Source organism: Chryseobacterium pennipullorum, from assembly GCF_003384725.1.
Taxonomy (GTDB): Bacteria; Bacteroidota; Bacteroidia; order Flavobacteriales; family Weeksellaceae; genus Chryseobacterium; species Chryseobacterium pennipullorum.
On record NZ_QNVV01000021.1, the window covers coordinates 82,150 to 99,567 of the forward strand.

Sequence of the window (17,418 nt, forward strand, 5' to 3'; positions counted from 1 at the left end):
TATATTTTGATTTGTGATGATCAGAACCGAATCAATATGGATTCCATTTTTTAATGATATTTTGGGCAGTCCGTATCATTTCGGAATCCCAGTTGCGGGTGTTGAAAAAATGAAAATTCTCTTTTTTAAATGCAGCAGCATCAGCCCCTTCAAATAAAAGCCTGGTCAGTCTTGACTGTTCTTCAGCCAGTGCGAGATCTTCCAGAGGAACATCCGGAATTACCACGCCTTTCTTTATCCAGGAAGTAGTATTTTCTGTTAGCAAGCCCGGTGCTTCAAGCATTTTCTTAACTTTCTGAAAATCTTCTGTAAATCTTTTCTTTTCTTTTTCAGTGCTGATGGTGTGCCCCAGCCTCTCGATAATAACATATTGCAGATTTTTGCATTTCAGAAGAACAGATGGCAATACATCCAATAGACTTTCAGGAATGGCATCATCATGGGTATCTCTCCGAATCTGTTTTTTTCCGTAGGCACTCTCCTGCCAGCTTCCCCCTGAAAGATGAATTTCTCTGACTTTATCCAACGGGTATGAATTGATGATCTCTTCCATGGGGATTTCAAAATTGCAGGACTGACAATAAATATTATGCAGATCCAGAATCAGAAACCCATTGGTATCTTCAGTCAGTTTATCGAGAAACACCCCCTGCTCTTTGACATCATCTATGCCAAATGAAAAAGCGAGATTTTCTATTCCGACAGGGATGTTCACTGCGTCCTGAAGCCTAAAGAGCCTGTCCTTTCCTATTTGGAGTGTTACAGGATGTAAGGAAACCGGTAGTGGGACGCCCTGATGAAAGTTTTCGGTATTCATAAACCCGAAGTGCTCTGTGATATGGTTATAAGTTCTGGTCTGAACTTCTTTTTTCAATGTATCCAGCCATACCTCCTGTCTCTCAGTCCATTTGGCATCAAACAAGGAGTAATATACACCATGACCGGTAAGACGTCTGCTGTCTGAATAAAAATCCAGCAGATCATTGAGCCAATCCGGTTCTTCTGCGTGGAAAAAGGTATCAAATGACCATTCCAATACGTCCACCAAATTGCTTTGTAATAAGGGCAGGATAGCAGAAACAAACTCTGCTTCCGCCATCATTGATAATCCTAACAGTGGCTTTTTCATCTTATCCCATACCACAGGCGGGGCAGCTATAATTGCCACGCACCAGCGTATCTTTTTTTACGATAACTCTAGGGGTATCGGGTTTTGGCTTCTTGGTGGTATCCACTGCCGCAGCCTTTCTGACTTTCTTTACAGGCTTTTTTGTTTTACCAGCAGGTTTTGTGGTCTGTGCAGACACTCCTACTGCTAATAAACTAGCCATTACTATTGCTGGAATTTTCATAATTTTCTTTTTAACAGAATTTGCAATAAGCATTCCATTTAATTACATCCTAAAAATACAACATTTTCCCTTTCAAGTTTTTATCAATGTATTTTACCTAAAATCTCAGTTCGTTCTATAGTGCTGATATAAAAAAATTAACCCGAAAGAGTTACAGTATGTCTTCATAACCGGTATTCTTTATTATATTTAACCACAAAATAAAAGAATGAAAAACAGGATTATAAAAACTATTCTCCTTGGATTAACCTTATCAACCTCCAGCATCCATGCACAGGTTCAGGCGGCTGACCACAGCGAAAAAATGGAATGGTTTAAAAATGCAAAACTTGGTATTTTTATTCACTGGGGAATTTACTCTGTCAATGGCATCTCAGAATCCTGGTCATTCTTCAACAATTATATCAACCACGAAAATTACATGAAGCAGCTGGTTGGTTTTTCAGCATCAAAATATCACCCTGAACAATGGGCAGATCTTATTAAAGAATCGGGAGCCAAATATGCGGTCATCACCACCAAACATCATGACGGTGTTTCATTATGGAATTCGAAAGCTGAAAAAGCAACTACCATCCCCTATCATTCTCTGGCAAAAAAAGATGTGATAAGCCCATTTGTATCTGCTTTAAAAAAGTCAGGACTAAAAACCGGACTTTACTTCTCACTACCAGATTGGACACACCCCTATTATGACATCAATACCCGGACAAAAAAACGCTACGAAATAAAAGCTGAACCACAACGCTGGCAGGATTTTATCCGCTATTATCAGAGCCAGCTCACTGAATTGTCTACTCAATACACTCCTGATCTTCTATGGTTCGATGGGGATTGGGAACATACTTCTGAAGAATGGAATGCTTCTCAGACCTTAAACCTGCTGAAAAAGCATAACCCCAGCATTATCATTAATTCCAGACTCAACAATCATGGAGATTATGACACGCCTGAACAGGGTATCCCGGTAATCCCACCTGCAAATCCCTATTGGGAGCTTTGCTACACTATGAACGATTCCTGGGGATATCAGCCTTATGACAAAAACTACAAAACACCCAACATGATTGTAAGAACGCTGGCTGACGTCATCAGTATGGGAGGAAATCTTTTGCTTGATATCGGGCCCCGGTCGGACGGCACCATTCCGGAAGAGCAAATTGAAATATTGAAAAATCTTGGACGCTGGACTTCCAAAAACAAAAATGCCATCTATGAAACAACCCGTGGAGCTCCTTTTGAGAACTATAAAGGAAAGTCCTCTTTATCAAGCTCAAAAAAATCTTTATTTCTTTATCTGGAGGAAGCTAAAAACTTTACGAAGATCTATAGCCTGGCCACCCCTCCTGTTTCTGTCAAAATTATAGGAGATCCTTCAGCTGTGATTACTACGAACTACAATACTGAAAAAACACTGACACTTAATTTTTCCAAAGTAAAATTTGACCAGGATGTTACTGTGGCAGAACTCTCTTTTGACACCCCGCCTGCATTTCTTAGTGATTTAAAAAAGGAAAAGCCTTTACTGGCTGAAATTCTTCAAAATAAAAATACCCCGTTAGGAGCTTATGACCTCGCCAATACATTACATGATGGGATCAATCTTTTGCAAATCCATGGAATGACCGATGACGGCCTGGATATGAAAATCGGAAAAACACCTTCAGCCAATACTGAAACCCTCCAGTGGATCAGTAAACATGCTGAAGCTTTTTTTGAAACACAGAAAGGATTACCAGCCGGACATTACTCAGGAATGAGCGCTTTATCAAAAGACAGGCAGACCGTATACCTTTTTGTGGAAGGAAGACCTACAGGTCCTATTGCGCTGAAAGGAATAAAAAATGAAATTGCCAGAATAAGAGTTGTAGGCGAGGGTACGATACTTCCCCACAGAATTTATAATAAGCTTTACTGGAGCGAACGCCCGGGAATTGTATACATTGATATTCCGGAGGAAAAGCTTGATAAGCAGATGACCGTTATTGCCGTTTTACTGAACAAGCCTCTTGAACTCTACCGGGAAAATGTAGGAGCTGTTGAAAACAATCTGTAGCACCAGTACCAGGCCTAAAAAAACAAAATCCGAAGAAAATTCTCCGGATTTTTTTATGGTATGAGGTCGTCTTTTTTAGAAAATCTCTCTTCCTGAAAAATGGAACTGAGCCTCGATCAAAGCATTCTCGTCAGAGTCTGAACCGTGAACTGCATTTTCTCCAATACTTCTTGCAAACATTTTTCTGATCGTACCTTCTGCCGCTTCAGCAGGGTTAGTAGCTCCGATTAATGTTCTGAAGTCTTCAACTGCATTATCCTTTTCCAGAACAGCTGCTACGATAGGTCCTGAACTCATGAATTCTACAAGCTCACCATAAAATGGTCTTTCAGCATGTACTTCATAGAATTTTTTAGCATCAGCTACTGTAAGCTGAGTTAATTTTAAAGCTTTGATTTTAAAACCTCCTTCAGCAATCTTACCTAATATAGCACCGATATGTCCGTCAGCAACTGCATCAGGCTTAATCATAGTGAATGTAATGTTAGACATAAATGTATATTTTTTTAATGGTGCAAAATTACAAAAAATATCTTTGATTTTTATTTTAATTTTTTTTTAACATAAAAATAACTTTTATTAAGAAATCTTACGCCATTCTTTGGCACAGTAATTGTTTGTTCTATTGCGATTCTCATGTTTAATTTGAGTTTTCATGGTTATTAGTTTTTACCCAGCTTCGGCTGGGTTTTTTATTGACAAAAAATCAATTGTTTTTTTATCAATTTCATAAAATTAAAATGGCTTAAAAACCATATTAATATTCAATTTCCAGTATTTCAATTAATAAAATAATCACCCTTTTTTAAAAATGTTTTTATCATGAAAAAACCGGATTATGACAAAAGTGGACTTATTGGTAAAAAAACCAAAAGCAAAACGTAGAGTTATTTTCCATACTCACTTTTTTTAAGAAAAAAATCAGAGCGTTTTCTCCCCCACCCAATGGAGAGTACCAATACAATAGTGTAATAAAAGAACTAATGAACCTGTCAGATTCTTTGTCGTCTATAACTGATTTATCGACGGATCTATTTGAAACAAATCTGAAATATTACCGGTAGATACTGGGGTATTATTTTTGAGAAGCTTCCTCTGCTTCATCCATAAGTTTGATATACGTAGAATAACGGGAATGCTGAATTTCCCCTGTTTCCAGGGAGTCAAGGACCGCGCATTTCGGCTCATTGATATGAAGACAGTTGTGAAATTTACATTCTTCCCTTTTTTTGAAGATCTCGGGAAAGTAATGCTGTACTTCTTCTTTTTCGATATCGATCATGGCAAATTCCCGGACACCAGGGGTATCGATCACATTACCGCCAAAATCCCAAAAATGCATCTGTGCAAAAGTAGTGGTATGTTTTCCTTTGAGATGGGTGTCAGAAATTTCTGAAGTCTTTAAATTAAGCCCCGGTTGTAAGGCATTGACAAGTGTAGATTTCCCACATCCTGAATGGCCGAAGAACACAGACGTCCTGTCTTTAAGAAGATCCTGCAACTGATCCAGGTTCAGTCCTGAATATGAGGAAATTTCCAAAGTATCATAGCCTATTTCCTGATACAGGGATTCTACATCTTTAACAATTTCAATTTCTTCTTCGTGCAAAACATCAATCTTGTTAAAAAGAATAAGTGGAGTAATATTGTAGGCTTCACAACATGCCAGAAACCTGTCCAGGAATCCTAGTGAAGTTTCGGGGTGTTTCAATGTGAAGATAAAGCAGGCAAGATCAATATTGGAAGCGATAATATGGGCTTCCTTTGAAAGGTTGACGGATTTCCTGATCAGGTAATTGGTGCGGGGTTCTATTTTGGTGATCCACGCAATATCATCCTGTTCCAGCTGAAATTCAACATAATCTCCTACAGCGAGCGGATTAGTAAGCCTCGTTTTGATTAATTTGAATTTACCTCTGATTCTGGCTTCGAAAATTGTATTGGTTTCCGTTTCCAAAACCTGGTACCAGCTGCCTGTAGATTTAATGATTTTTCCTTTCATAGATAATGCTGATGCAAATATAAGCAATTAGGGCTTAGGGTTTAGAAAATAGGATCAAACAAATAGGTAATTCTCCCGTTTTTCAACACCTAAGCCCCAATTTTTTATTCACCGTGTTTAATTCCAGAGGCTGAGCAAAGCTTATGAATTTTTACCACGTGACCTGAAGATTTTAGTCTCTGTCGATCATAATATTATTCTGTACTTCAATAGATTCTTCGTGGATCGCCTTGAATACTTTCTCAATAAACTCATTAGACATTCCTGTTTCTTTTGCTTTTTGATTGGCGTATTCTGTGATTACCTTCCAACGTTCAGGCTGGAAAATGGCAATATCATTCTCTTTTTTAAGTTTTCCGATTTTCTCGGAAATTTTCATTCTTTGAGAAAGAAGTTCGATCAGCTGAAAGTCAAGATCAGAAATTAAAGTCCTGTGTCTTCCCATCTCTCCTTCAAAACCTGCAAGATTTGAATTTCTTACCTTAAGGTTTCCGATTAATTCTGCAAGAACTTCCGGAGTAATCTGCTGAGCGGCATCACTCCATGCTTCGTCAGGGTTAGAGTGGGTCTCGATAATCGCCCCCTGGTATCCAACGTTTAGAGCTTCCTGGGTAATATCTGCCAATCCTGTTCTGTTTCCACAGATGTGCGAAGGGTCAATCAGCATGGGAATATCCGGAAACTGGCTCTTGAAATCCAGAGCGATTTGCCAGTTCGGGTTGTTTCTGTATTTTGTTTTCTGGTAGGTTGAAAACCCTCTGTGGATCACCCCCAAATTTTTAATATCCTGTCCTAAAAGTCTTTCCAGAGCTCCTATCCATAAAGCAAGATCCGGATTTACAGGATTTTTTACGAATACGGGTTTGTCTGTTCCTCTCAGAGCCATAGCAATCTCCTGTACAGTGAAAGGATTCACAGTAGAACGGGCTCCGATCCACAGGACATCTACATCAGCTTCCAAAGCAGCAAACACGTGGTGCGCATTGGCAACCTCAGTGGCGGTTTTGAACCCATATTCTTCTTTTACTTTTTTCAGCCAGTTGAGTCCGATCACACCTACCCCTTCAAAACCGTTCGGCTTCGTACGCGGTTTCCAGATTCCTGCGCGGAATACCGATACCTGAGCATTGGATTCTTTGATTCTTCTTGCCGTTTCAAGCATCTGAGCTTCACTTTCCGCACTGCATGGTCCTGCGATCATTAAAGGCTGTGTAAGCTCATTGATCCACTCGTTTTTTAAATCTTTTAAATTCATTATTCTAAATTTTGTTGTTTTTTTATTTTTAAAGTTGACAGCAATAGCCCTTTGATTATAAAATTTACTTTATAATTCTTTTCAAAAAATGCCGTTCAAAGTTTTTTAAAGGAATCAGGAAAATAATAGGGCTCTACTTTTCCTGTATTTTTTGGAAAGAAATTCAGTTAGCAATACCAATAAAATCGGTAATAGGTTCTGAAATTTCTATAATAAGAAGCAGAAAAGCTAAAATAACCGCTAAAATAATTAGCGGGTGCAAAAAAAGACAGGTATGAATTAAATAATTTTTCCATTTTTCTACTGGAAATGTCTTGTTTCAGCGTTTCTGTTGATGATTTGCTTTTGTTGAAAAAGTAATTTTCACAAAAATATTTGACAAATATATAAAAATTATGTCAAATCAAACTTCATTAAATCATCAAGATCTTTCAAAAGTGGATTTTTTTCGATGAATTTCTCGAATATTTTTCGTTTTGTAACCACCTCAATCTTTAGATTTTCAACGTCTCTCTCGTATTCTACCTCGATCAGATGGTTCTGAACTTTTCTTCTGAAATGATTAAAAAATTCTCCACTTATTTTATCAAATTCCACTTTTGCAGAGTCTGACGGGAAGAGAACTTTGATTTTATTTTCGTCTCCTTTTAGCAGTTTAAAAGTTTTTACCGCATTGAAGACAAAATTATTTTTCACCTGCAATTGCTTAAGCATGATCTTCCATTCCATCTGAAGATCTGTATCTGTAAAGTGATTTTGAGGGAGGTCTTCGGCTTTTACCGCGACATTTTCATCGACTTCCACCTTATCTTCTTTGTTTAAAAAAGAATTGATGCTGAAGCCGGAAGATATTCCAGGTCTGGATAAGGGTTTGGTTGTTTTTGTTACCGTAGTGTCCTGAGTGGTTTCCACTTTTGCAGGTTGTGCTGCCGGAGCAATCTCTTTTTTCTCAGGAGCTTTTTCAGGAATTTTCACTTCCTGCTTCTCACTGAGAAACGGAGCCAGTATCAGGAACTTTTTTTTTTAGTATCACCTGAATTAGCTGTCAGAGAAGCCAGCTGCATCAGTGCAATTTCAACCGTGAGTCTTGGGTTTTTTGAATTTTTATAATTGATGTCTGCATGATTGCAGATTTCAATACCATCGATCAGCTGCTGGGCATTCCATTTCTGCCCCTGTTCTACAAATTTTGCCCTGGTGCGCTCTCCTACTTCAATAAGATCTATTGTAGAAGCACTCTGCGCCATCATCAAATCCCGGAAGTGATTTCCGAGCCCGGCGATGAAAATATGAGGATCAAATCCTTTTTTAACAATTTCATTAAATGCGGAAAGGACTTCAGGAATTTTATTTTCCTTGGCCAGGTCCACGATATTCAGGTACTGATCGTAATCCAGAATATTGAGTACTTCGGCCGCTTTTACCAGAGTTATATTCTTTTGGGAAAATGTAGAAAGCCGGTCAAAAATAGAAAGGGCATCTCTTAATGCACCATCTGCTTTCTGGGCGATCAGGTACAAAGCATCGTCTTCGTAAGCAATATTCTCCTTATCGGCAATATTTCTAAGGTGTGCCTGAATGTCTTCAATGACAATTCTTTTGAAGTCATAGATCTGGCAGCGGGATAAAATAGTGGGAATAATTTTATGCTTTTCTGTCGTTGCCAAAATAAAGATGGCATGAGCAGGCGGCTCTTCAAGTGTTTTTAGGAAAGCATTGAAAGCGGCAGAAGACAGCATGTGAACCTCATCGATAATATAAACTTTATATTGACCGACCTGAGGTGCAAACCGCACCTGATCTATCAGTTCCCTGATATCATCTACAGAGTTATTGGATGCAGCATCCAACTCATAGATATTATAGGCAAAGCCGTCTTCTGAAACCGAGCCGTCTTTCTCATTGATCTTTCTTGCCAGGATTCGGGCACAGGTAGTTTTTCCCACACCCCGAGGACCACAAAAAAGCAATGCCTGAGCCAGCTGGCTCTCTTCAATTGCATGTTCTAAAGTATCCGTAATATGGGATTGGCCCACTACCGTATCAAATTCCTGAGGACGATATTTTCTTGCAGATACTATAAAATTTTCCATTGGTCAAAAATAAGAAATATAGTTCTAATTTGAAAATTAAAAGTTTTCAAATTATCAACAAAATCTGATTTCTGTTTCAATTGGAAAACTCTTAATATCATTTTTTCTCGTACGCGAATCCGATCATTTCGACGATGGCATTTTCAATTTCTTTCCTACCTTCTTCTGTTTTCAGATCTATCCCGCAGAATTTACTTGCATTGTGACCTGTATAAAGATTCAGATAGTAAGCACCGGAAACAATCAGCGCGATAATAGCTCTGTGTCTGTTGGCGCCTTCTCCAAAATAAGGATCTGAAATATTTTTAAACAAAACTTCCCCTACTTCTTCACGCTGCTCAACTAATTTTCTAAGGATAGGTTTGCTTTCGGAAAGCTCCCAAAGAATAATCTTCTGAAGTTCTTTATTTTTCTTCAGGTTTTCAAATTGGTTCAGAACCACCATTTTAGTAAGCTCCTGTCCGCCGTCAGAGAAATCTGAATCGAGACTTTGATTAACCTGGCTCCAGTAATCCTGCGATTTGATATACTCATCGATCAGCTTATCTGTGCTTCCAAAGTATTCATAGATCAGTTTTTTATCAAAGCCAGCCACTGCGGCTATTTTACTTACCTTTAATCCTGAGTATCCTTTTACTCTTAAAATTTTACCAACTGCAGCGAGCAGTTTCTGTTTTGTTTTTTCTTTGTCCCTAATGGGGCCCTGCACTACTTTTCTAGGCATAATTTATTATTTTTTCGCAATATGCAATTTTTTATTAATATCATCAAACGCATTGAGTGTTTTATCAAGATGTTCTTTTTCATGCCTTGCGGTCACACTCATTCTGATACGCGCATCTTTTCTGGCTACAGCCGGGTATAGAATGGGATTCGTATAAATTCCTTTTTCTATTAATAATTTTCCAACATCTCCGGTTACATAGGGATCTCCGATCTTCACGGGTACAATGGCTGAACAGGTAATACCGGTATCAAGTCCCAGATCATCCAGTCCTTTTTTGAAGTAGTTGATATTCTCCCAAAGTTTTTCTCTCCATACGGGCTCTTCATCGATAAGGTCGATTGCTTTAACAATTCCTGCCGATGACGGTGGCGCTGTTGCCGAAAAAATCTGTTGACGGGAATGAAACTTGATAAATGAGGCCATTTTTTTATCGGTGATCACATACCCTCCTAAGTTACCAAAAGTTTTGCTGAAAGTACCGGTCATAATATCTACTTTATCCAAAAGACCTGCCTGCTCCAGTGTTCCTCTTCCCGTTTCGCCTAATATTCCTACACCATGTACATCGTCTACCATAAGAAACGCATTGTATTTCTTCACCAGATTGTAAATATCATTGATATATGAAGTGTCACCATCCTGCGAATATACGCCATCTACCACCACCAGCCTTGTACGGTAAAGAGGTTCTGAAGTCTTCAGAATATGTTCCAATGCATCGAGATTATTGTGCGGAAATGTTTTCTTGTTGGTGAAAGCACAGCCCTCATATACACTTGCATGAACAGCCATATCTAAGATCGCCAGATCTTCCTTTTGCAACAAGCTTTGCAGGGTGGCACTGTTGGCAGTATATCCTGTGGTAAATACTACTGCTTCTTCCTCATTTCTTCCGAAGAAAGAAGATATCTTTTTTTCCAGGGCGTTATGATAATCAAAATAGCCACCGATAAGAGGTGTAGCTCCGGTGCCGGTACCATATTTCTCTATTCCTTCAATGGCAGCCTGCTTTACTTTCGGATGTTGAGTAAATCCCAAATAGTCGCTGGATACAAAGCTTACAAATTCCCTATTTTGATTGGCAATATTTACATTCAGGGTTGCGTTGGTTCCTGAAGTATTCTTCAGCCTGTAATTCATGTGTCCGTTAGACTTTACAAAGTCTAAATATTCGTAAAATATTTCTGCCCTTTGAGCCATATCGTGACCCTCGATATTCTCAAAATCTTTAATTGTTGCGGTAGTAAAATTGATGCTCATCCTTAATCTTGTTTGTTGTGGTTCAAGAAAACAAATATATAACTATTTACAGGGCTTAAGATTCACTGTGAGATTAAATATTATTAAAAGCACAACAAATAATTCTTAGCCACTGAAAACCAAACTATTTTATATATCGGTTAATTTTGACCCCCATTTTTTTATTATATTAATTAGTTTTTCTTATCTAAATTTAATAAAAAAAGTAAATGATAAAGCAATATCAATAAAGAAACAATAAAAAAAGACGATTATTTTTCACAACCGCCTCATTTATAAAAGATTATTTTTTATGATTTTTCTAACAGTTTTTAACAAAAATCCACATAAAGGTGAATACCACATATAATCAGATCCCCGGATATAGATCAAAACGTGGTGAAAAAAGTTATTATGTATAATTTTATGTGAAAATTCATGTAAAAATGAATCAGGAATTATCCGGGAAAAATTATTCTTTTGTGCCTAAGTATTCCCTGGAGATTGAAGGTTATCTCTCAGTGGAAGCGTATTGTTCGGCGGGCGAACAAAAAAATCGGGATCGGAGTCATGATCATTAGCTTTTTGTAGTTTCCTATTCCGGAACCTGATCCTAAAAATTTTATTGCTGGCTATTGCTTCTGAATTCCCCGGGAGTAAGCCCTGTCATTTTTTTGAAGAATTTAGAAAAATTGGAAGGGTCATATGTAAATAATCGGGCAATCTCAGCCACGGACCGATCCGAGTTCGCAAGGAAAAGCTTAGCTTCACGGATAATTTCCTGGTCATAAAAATAACAGGGATGCTGTCCCGTTTCCTTTTTAATAGTATCTGTAAGATGCTTATGGGAAACGGCCAGCTCACCGGCAATTTCGTTGACTTCCATAAATTCGGGTACGGTACCCGAAATCACATCCTGAATATGCTTTTTCAGAAAAGTAAAATACTGACCGGTAATTTCTTCGCTTCTTTTCATCATTTGTTGTTCTTAATACTGTTGATTTAAAATTATAAAATTAACAATAAGAATCAAAAAAATATGGTGAACTTTTCGGATATTCCGGATTGGAAATTTTAATAAAAACTATCCTTAAACGCCTGTATAGAGTTTTTGACCTTTAGTTTTTCAAGAATATTCTGACGGTGTCTGCTTACGGTATTGATGCTTATCGAAAGAAGACCGGCAATTTCTTTACTGGCATAGCCTTCGCCTATATATTTTAAAACCTCCAGTTCTCTGGGCGTCAAAATGCTTTTGTAATCTAATTTATCCTTTACCACCACTTCACCTTTTACGGTATTGATGATCAGAAAGTCCGGAACTGTAGAGTCCATGAGAGAGATATTGTAAAGGCAAAGCGCAAATCTTAATCTGCCATTATCAGGTGAATATATATAAAACATACGGTGCTTTACCCACCTGTATTCTTCCTTTTTATCTTTCATCCGGATTCGGGACATTACAGCATACTCTGCACGCAGATCAGGATCCACAGCATCCAGCAGCTTAAAGAATCGAAGTTCATGAATGTATTTTTTCACCCTGTCATCCGGATGGATCTTCTTCAACATCTCTTCTTCCCAGATGCTGTCAATTTCTGCGGGGTCCTTATCAATAGTCAAACCCAGCTCCAACGCTGCCTTGGATTTGTATATATAACTTTTATTTTCCTGCATATCGCTCAATACTGATATTGCTCCTTCCATTACCGAATAGGAAAGCGCCATTTGCCGGTACATCTCTACATTGAGCATGCATTTCTTAAAGCCATTATCCAGCAGCTTATTACTGAGCTGATCGCGAATCTCCATATGGTTATTTATCAGTATTGACGTGATATCAAGTTTGTTATTACTTTTGCTAAAATAACAATTTACCTAAGAATTTATCCCAAAAAAGAATGAAGAATTTGATTGTAAGCTTCTTTGCGCTGTCTTTCACCCAGCAGATTTATGCCCAGACCCTTGAGAAGATGACCTGGTTTAATGAACCTGAAAAATGGGAAATTAAAAACAATACTTTATCGATGTTTGTGACGCCGCAGAGTGATTATTGGCGTATTTCACATTACGGATTTACGGTAGATGATGCTCCGTTTTACTATTCCACTTATGGTGGTGAATTTGAAACGAAGGTAAAGATTACAGGCAGTTATAAAGCAAGGTTTGACCAGATGGGCCTTATGCTGAGGACGGATAAAGAGCATTATATCAAGGCAGGTATAGAATTTGTTGATGGCAAGTACCATCTTAGTACTGTGGCGACTGATGGCAAAAGTGACTGGAGCGTTATCACATTAGACAAAATTCCCTCAGCAGTCTGGATAAAAGCTGTCAGAAGACTGGATGCTGTTGAAGTATTTTATTCTTTTGACGATCAGAATTATAAGATGATGAGAAATGCTCCGTTTCCCGACAATACTCCGGTTATGGTAGGTCTGATGGCAGCATGCCCCGATGGAAACGGGTTTAATGCAGTTTTCGAAAATTTCAGCGTACGTCACCTGCCGGATCAGAGAAGACTGAAATGGCTGGAAAACAATAAATAACGGTTGAATTTTTATTCAATATACAGTCAATTTTTAATTCGCCTCTCTTTTATAAGGGAGGTTTTTTGTATCAAAATACCCTTTCAAGAATTGACCCGGCATCAAAAAAAATCCTTATCAAAAGCAAAAAACCTGTGAGAGAGGCTTTTCGCTAATGAGGATGATAATCTGTGTTCTTAGAATCATGAATGTAATGAAATGTCTTTCACTGTGTCGGAAACTGGGGCAAAAATAGGGATACCTCCCCAGTAAGATCAACGATTTCGTATAGAATTAACCCTGTCGGCATGTCAAATTTTTACTACAAAAAAATTCATGAACATTTTTCATCGTCATGAAGACTGCCAAAGACGATTTGAAGAATTGTCAGGACCATTACTGTATAAGCAGTTTTTTAATCCATTTTTCTCACCAATAAAGGAAATAATCAACCCTGCCATTTATTTTTTTCCAGGTTTTGTGGTACCCCATACAGATAAAACTCATATTAAAACAAATAACAACATAAGGTTTATGTCTATAATTTCACTATTTTTGCGGCATCAAAACAAAACACAAAAAGACCACGAAAGCTTAAAATGACAAAAATTTATTTTCAATCGTTCCTACCCTTAAAAAAAACTTCGACTTGTACAGAAACTATTAATAACCGTTTTTTGCGATGATGCAGAAAACATAGAACAGTTGTGCATATATGAGGGTTTGGGCATTGTTTTTTGCTTGCTTATATTTAAACATACAGGGACAGCATCACACTTCAACGTGGAATAGTATTAACAATGGACTTTTGCATAACAGTGCAGAAGCTATTGTCACGGATATCTATGGAGTAACCTGGATTTCTACGAAAGATGGCGTCCGTTCAATTCACTGGGGAGGAAACCTGAATGAAAATGACCTGGTTACCACAAACGGAGGAATGAATGCTTTGTCTTTCTGCCTCATGGCACTTGGAAAACCCGGTGATACAATAGCTATTGAAAGTCCCTGTTACCCGGGTATTTTACAGCTAGCCAACGGCCTGGGCTTAAAAGTTCTGGAGCTGCCCACCCACCCTACCACAGGGATAGAAATTGACGCTTTGAAAAAGGCAATTCCGAAAATAGACCTTTGCCTGCTCATCCCCAATTTCAATTCTCCATTGGGAAGCTGTATGCCTGATGAGAACAAAAAAGAAATCGTAAAAATCCTTTCGGAGCATAATATCCCACTGATCGAAGATGATGTCTATGGTGATCTTTATTTTGGTTCCGTCCGCCCGAAATGCTGCAAATCGTTTGATAAGGATGGAAATGTTCTATATTGCAGCTCTATTTCGAAAACACTCGCACCCGGATACCGTGTAGGCTGGATTGCTCCGGGAAAGTATAAAGAAAAGATCCTTAAGCTGAAACTCCTCCACTCTACGTCTTCCATCTCTATTGTAAATGAAGCCGTAGCGAATTTTTTAAAGTCCGGGAAATATGAGAAACATCTCCAGCAGCTCCGGAAAACCCTACAGGTTAATTACCAGAACTATGTACAGACGATTGCAGAATCTTTTCCTGAAGGAACAAAAACCAGCCGTCCACAGGGAGGATTGTCATTATGGGTAGAGTTTGACAAAAAAATCAGGACGACTGAACTCTATGACCTGGCGATCAAGCAGAACATCAGTATTGCTCCCGGAAGAATGTTCACATTTCAGGATCAGTTTGAAAACTGTATGAGACTTTGCATTGGGCTTCCATGGTCAGAAGATACACAGACCAAACTGAGACAAGTGGGAAATCTTGCCAGGAAGATTTAAAAAATTCCCATGATGCTTTCTTTCAGAACGCATCATGGGAAACTCATTATTTTTTGTCCGGAACGAAATTTTTTCGGGCAAGCTCCTTTCTTACACGGCTCAGGCTTTCGGGAGTAATACCCAGATAAGAGGCGATCATCCACTGGGGAACCCGCAACAGCAGATCGGGATACATTTTGATAAACTTCATATACCGTTCTTCAGCAGTTTCACCCAATAATGAATTGATCCTATTCTGCAGACTTCGGATATGGTTTTGCAGCAGAAAGTCACTTCTTTCTATACTGTTTGGGAATTGCTCTACCAGCTTATTGAAGAAATCGGGATGCAAAAACAAAACTTCCGAGTCTTCCACCGCTTCTATATAGTATTTAGACTTTTCATTAAAATAAAGACTGCTCCGGTCTGAGATCAGCCAGCTTTCCGGTGCAAACTGTATAATATGTTCCTTGCCGTTTTTATCTATTGAGTACATTTTCAAGAGCCCTCTTTCTACAAAGAATATATGCCTGCAGATCTCACCATACTGAAGAAGAAATTGGTTTTTAGGTATTTTCTTTACTTCATAGTGAAGACTGCATGTGTTCACATTTTGAAGTGGAACATTTAAAACTTTAGCTAAATAATTATTAATATTCTTCATTATTGAATCTGGCTTAGAGAGATATCCTGGTGCGAAGCGCTGTTAACGGGCTTTCCGTTTTCAATGACAATAAACTGAGGGCTTTCATGCCTTATTCCCAGGTCTTCGGCAATTTTATTGGAAATAGGTCTGTGAGCCAGCAGGTCCAGATAATACAAATCTGCCTTCCCGTCTGAATTCTGAACCTCTTTTTCAAAATTCCGAAGGACTGTTTTGCTGATGAAACAGCTTGTCGAATGCTTGAATATCGCGATCTTATGGTGAAAAGAATGCTCTATGGCTTTAGCCAGATCTTCTTCTGATTCTATCTTTTTCCAGAAAGATTTATGATCAGGGGTTTCCTCTTTACCACCGAATATTTTATCAAAAAAACTCATACTTTAAATTGTTTTAAGTGATGATCAAGATGTTTATATTCTAAAAATTGCCAGTCTTTTTCAGTCATGTTTCCGAATAGTCTGTGTCTTTCCGGCAGTCTCCCATTTTCACAGGCTGCCCGGAATTCTTCCAGCGTCTTCAGCAGATTGGTTTTTGATTCATCAAAATCACACTCAAAATTAACGATAAGTTTTTGAAAAGTGGGCATATTTCTGGGAATTCCGTTGTTGAAAACATACATTTCCATTTTCGTAATGACTCCTATGGTCTCAAGAAGAATATGAATCCTGGGAAGCTCTGTTTTTTGCAGGGCAACCTGAAGCACCAGATCACAATGCTTTAGCATCTGAGAAACATCCATCTTTCCCCATGCGCTCTGGCTGTTCATAGATAGCAGGGAAATTCTGTCTATGATTTCTCTGAAATATAGGGGATCATTTAACCTTTTCTTTACCAACCTTTTTCTTTCTTAAGGTTTTCAATATGGGCAAAATGATGATTGCAGTGCCATGCATACTGGGCAAGGCTGTTTCTGAGGGTATAGCTTTCCTGATGCTCCGGATGATAAAAAGTTCTCTCAAACTGTTTATTGGTAAGGCTTTTAAGAAGTATAGTCCAACGCTGATGGGTTCCCTTTAGCATTCGCATGGCAGCTTTTACCGGCATTTCGATACTGTCCTGAAGTTCTGCCCATCTGGCTTCGTCGTAAGGCTTTATGGTGGGATTATCTTCTGTAAGGGCCAGTTTGAATCGCATAAAGCTATTCATATGACTGTCCGAAAGATGGTTGACAAGCTGTCTTACTGTCCATCCTCCTTCCCGGTAAGGAGTATCCAGCTGCTCTTCTGTAAAATGCTCAATGAGGTTTTTCAGTCTGCCCGGAAAGTCCTTGATCACCTTAATGTAGGTATCCAGGGTTGTATCACAAATGCCTTCCGGAGCTTCAAATGGCCCGATTGGAAATTTCTTTTTTTCTAAATCGCTCATTGTTTTGGGTTTATTTTTTTACCGATTGGTCCGATGAATAGCGGTCGGACGGTCTTATTGCAGACAGTGTAAATTTATCAAAATTTTGAGAATTTAAAATAAAGTATATATTAAATGTAATTTTTATAGTATAGTTTCTATTTTTTTATCTAAATGGTTTAATATATCCGTGGATGTGGCTTTAAATGATCTTGAATCCATTAACATCTTCGCTGCCTGAACAGTACCATCAGAAAAAATCCGTACGCCTGGACTGCCCCCAAAAAGTTAGACACTTTTTAGGGGCATTTTTTATGTATAAAAAAGAAAAATTTAGCGTTGCGTTCAAACTAGAATGTATTAAACTTC

17 protein-coding genes and 1 pseudogene are annotated in these 17,418 nt (G+C 38.3%); 3 read left to right on the forward strand and 15 right to left on the reverse strand.

Annotated features, from left to right (window positions below; all coding sequences use genetic code 11):
- Positions 1–31: 31 nt before the first annotated feature.
- Together chrH and chrA are read right to left on the reverse strand one after the other, a co-directional pair.
- On the reverse strand, positions 32–1,168 hold the full coding sequence (gene chrH / locus DRF67_RS18500) for an MNIO family chryseobactin maturase (protein WP_165851835.1): 1,137 nt from the start codon (positions 1,166–1,168) through the stop codon (positions 32–34).
- A complete protein-coding gene (chrA, locus tag DRF67_RS18505) occupies positions 1,131–1,352 on the reverse strand; it encodes an MNIO class RiPP chryseobasin precursor ChrA (protein ID WP_123912779.1) in 222 nt (73 codons plus the stop codon). The genes chrH and chrA overlap by 38 nt, the downstream gene beginning before the upstream one ends.
- 208 nt (positions 1,353–1,560) lie before the next feature.
- On the opposite strand from chrA, the gene DRF67_RS18510 reads away from it, so the two are divergent.
- On the forward strand, positions 1,561–3,408 hold the full coding sequence (locus DRF67_RS18510) for an alpha-L-fucosidase (RefSeq protein WP_115929781.1): 1,848 nt from the start codon (positions 1,561–1,563) through the stop codon (positions 3,406–3,408).
- Between the two features lie 75 nt (positions 3,409–3,483).
- Here the strand turns inward: DRF67_RS18510 and DRF67_RS18515 are convergent, their stop codons facing one another.
- The 9 genes from DRF67_RS18515 to DRF67_RS18555 form a co-directional block, all read right to left on the reverse strand.
- Complete coding sequence (locus DRF67_RS18515; RefSeq protein ID WP_034687444.1) at positions 3,484–3,900, reverse strand: nucleoside-diphosphate kinase; 417 nt, start codon at positions 3,898–3,900, stop codon at positions 3,484–3,486.
- A gap of 583 nt (positions 3,901–4,483) precedes the next feature.
- Entirely contained in the window at positions 4,484–5,410 is a 927-nt protein-coding gene (gene rsgA, locus DRF67_RS18520) for a ribosome small subunit-dependent GTPase A (RefSeq protein ID WP_115929782.1), read from the reverse strand.
- 172 nt (positions 5,411–5,582) lie between these two features.
- Positions 5,583–6,665, reverse strand: coding sequence for a chorismate mutase (locus DRF67_RS18525; RefSeq protein WP_115929783.1), 1,083 nt, complete (start codon positions 6,663–6,665; stop codon positions 5,583–5,585).
- Between the two features lie 393 nt (positions 6,666–7,058).
- Positions 7,059–7,640: a hypothetical protein gene (locus tag DRF67_RS21855; protein ID WP_228435855.1), complete on the reverse strand. Its 582-nt coding sequence runs from the start codon at positions 7,638–7,640 to the stop codon at positions 7,059–7,061.
- Between the two features lie 32 nt (positions 7,641–7,672).
- On the reverse strand, positions 7,673–8,758 hold the full coding sequence (gene dnaX / locus DRF67_RS18535; RefSeq protein WP_115929784.1) for a DNA polymerase III subunit gamma/tau: 1,086 nt from the start codon (positions 8,756–8,758) through the stop codon (positions 7,673–7,675).
- A gap of 97 nt (positions 8,759–8,855) precedes the next feature.
- The gene (locus tag DRF67_RS18540; RefSeq protein ID WP_115929785.1) at positions 8,856–9,482 is read right to left on the reverse strand and encodes a TetR/AcrR family transcriptional regulator; all 627 of its coding nucleotides are present in this window, start codon (positions 9,480–9,482) and stop codon (positions 8,856–8,858) included.
- Between the two features lie 6 nt (positions 9,483–9,488).
- Complete coding sequence (locus DRF67_RS18545; protein WP_115929786.1) at positions 9,489–10,745, reverse strand: aminotransferase class I/II-fold pyridoxal phosphate-dependent enzyme; 1,257 nt, start codon at positions 10,743–10,745, stop codon at positions 9,489–9,491.
- Between the two features lie 601 nt (positions 10,746–11,346).
- Complete coding sequence (locus tag DRF67_RS18550) at positions 11,347–11,703, reverse strand: helix-turn-helix domain-containing protein (RefSeq protein WP_115929787.1); 357 nt, start codon at positions 11,701–11,703, stop codon at positions 11,347–11,349.
- A 95-nt stretch (positions 11,704–11,798) separates the two neighbouring features.
- Positions 11,799–12,536 (reverse strand): response regulator transcription factor, encoded by a 738-nt coding sequence (locus DRF67_RS18555; protein ID WP_115929788.1) that lies wholly within the window; start codon positions 12,534–12,536, stop codon positions 11,799–11,801.
- Between the two features lie 89 nt (positions 12,537–12,625).
- On the opposite strand from DRF67_RS18555, the gene DRF67_RS18560 reads away from it, so the two are divergent.
- Together DRF67_RS18560 and DRF67_RS18570 are read left to right on the forward strand one after the other, a co-directional pair.
- Positions 12,626–13,273, forward strand: coding sequence for a DUF1349 domain-containing protein (locus DRF67_RS18560; protein ID WP_115929789.1), 648 nt, complete (start codon positions 12,626–12,628; stop codon positions 13,271–13,273).
- A gap of 859 nt (positions 13,274–14,132) precedes the next feature.
- Positions 14,133–15,062 (forward strand): annotated as a pseudogene (locus DRF67_RS18570) (aminotransferase-like domain-containing protein); the annotation flags it as partial.
- Positions 15,063–15,108: 46 nt separating this feature from the next.
- Here the strand turns inward: DRF67_RS18570 and DRF67_RS18575 are convergent.
- Genes DRF67_RS18575 through DRF67_RS18590 form a run of 4 tightly spaced genes read right to left on the reverse strand, consistent with a single transcriptional unit; the run spans position 15,109 to position 17,070 of the window.
- Positions 15,109–15,705, reverse strand: coding sequence for a Crp/Fnr family transcriptional regulator (locus DRF67_RS18575; RefSeq protein WP_115929791.1), 597 nt, complete (start codon positions 15,703–15,705; stop codon positions 15,109–15,111).
- Positions 15,705–16,082: a bacillithiol system redox-active protein YtxJ gene (ytxJ, locus tag DRF67_RS18580; RefSeq protein WP_115929792.1), complete on the reverse strand. Its 378-nt coding sequence runs from the start codon at positions 16,080–16,082 to the stop codon at positions 15,705–15,707. The genes DRF67_RS18575 and ytxJ overlap by 1 nt, the downstream gene beginning before the upstream one ends.
- Positions 16,079–16,540 carry a DUF1569 domain-containing protein gene (locus DRF67_RS18585; RefSeq protein WP_228435856.1) on the reverse strand — a complete coding sequence of 154 codons (462 nt, stop codon included), beginning with the start codon at positions 16,538–16,540 and terminating at the stop codon, positions 16,079–16,081. Before DRF67_RS18585 ends, ytxJ begins: the two co-directional genes overlap by 4 nt.
- Complete coding sequence (locus DRF67_RS18590) at positions 16,534–17,070, reverse strand: YfiT family bacillithiol transferase (RefSeq protein ID WP_115929793.1); 537 nt, start codon at positions 17,068–17,070, stop codon at positions 16,534–16,536. Before DRF67_RS18590 ends, DRF67_RS18585 begins: the two co-directional genes overlap by 7 nt.
- Positions 17,071–17,418 lie beyond the last annotated feature (348 nt).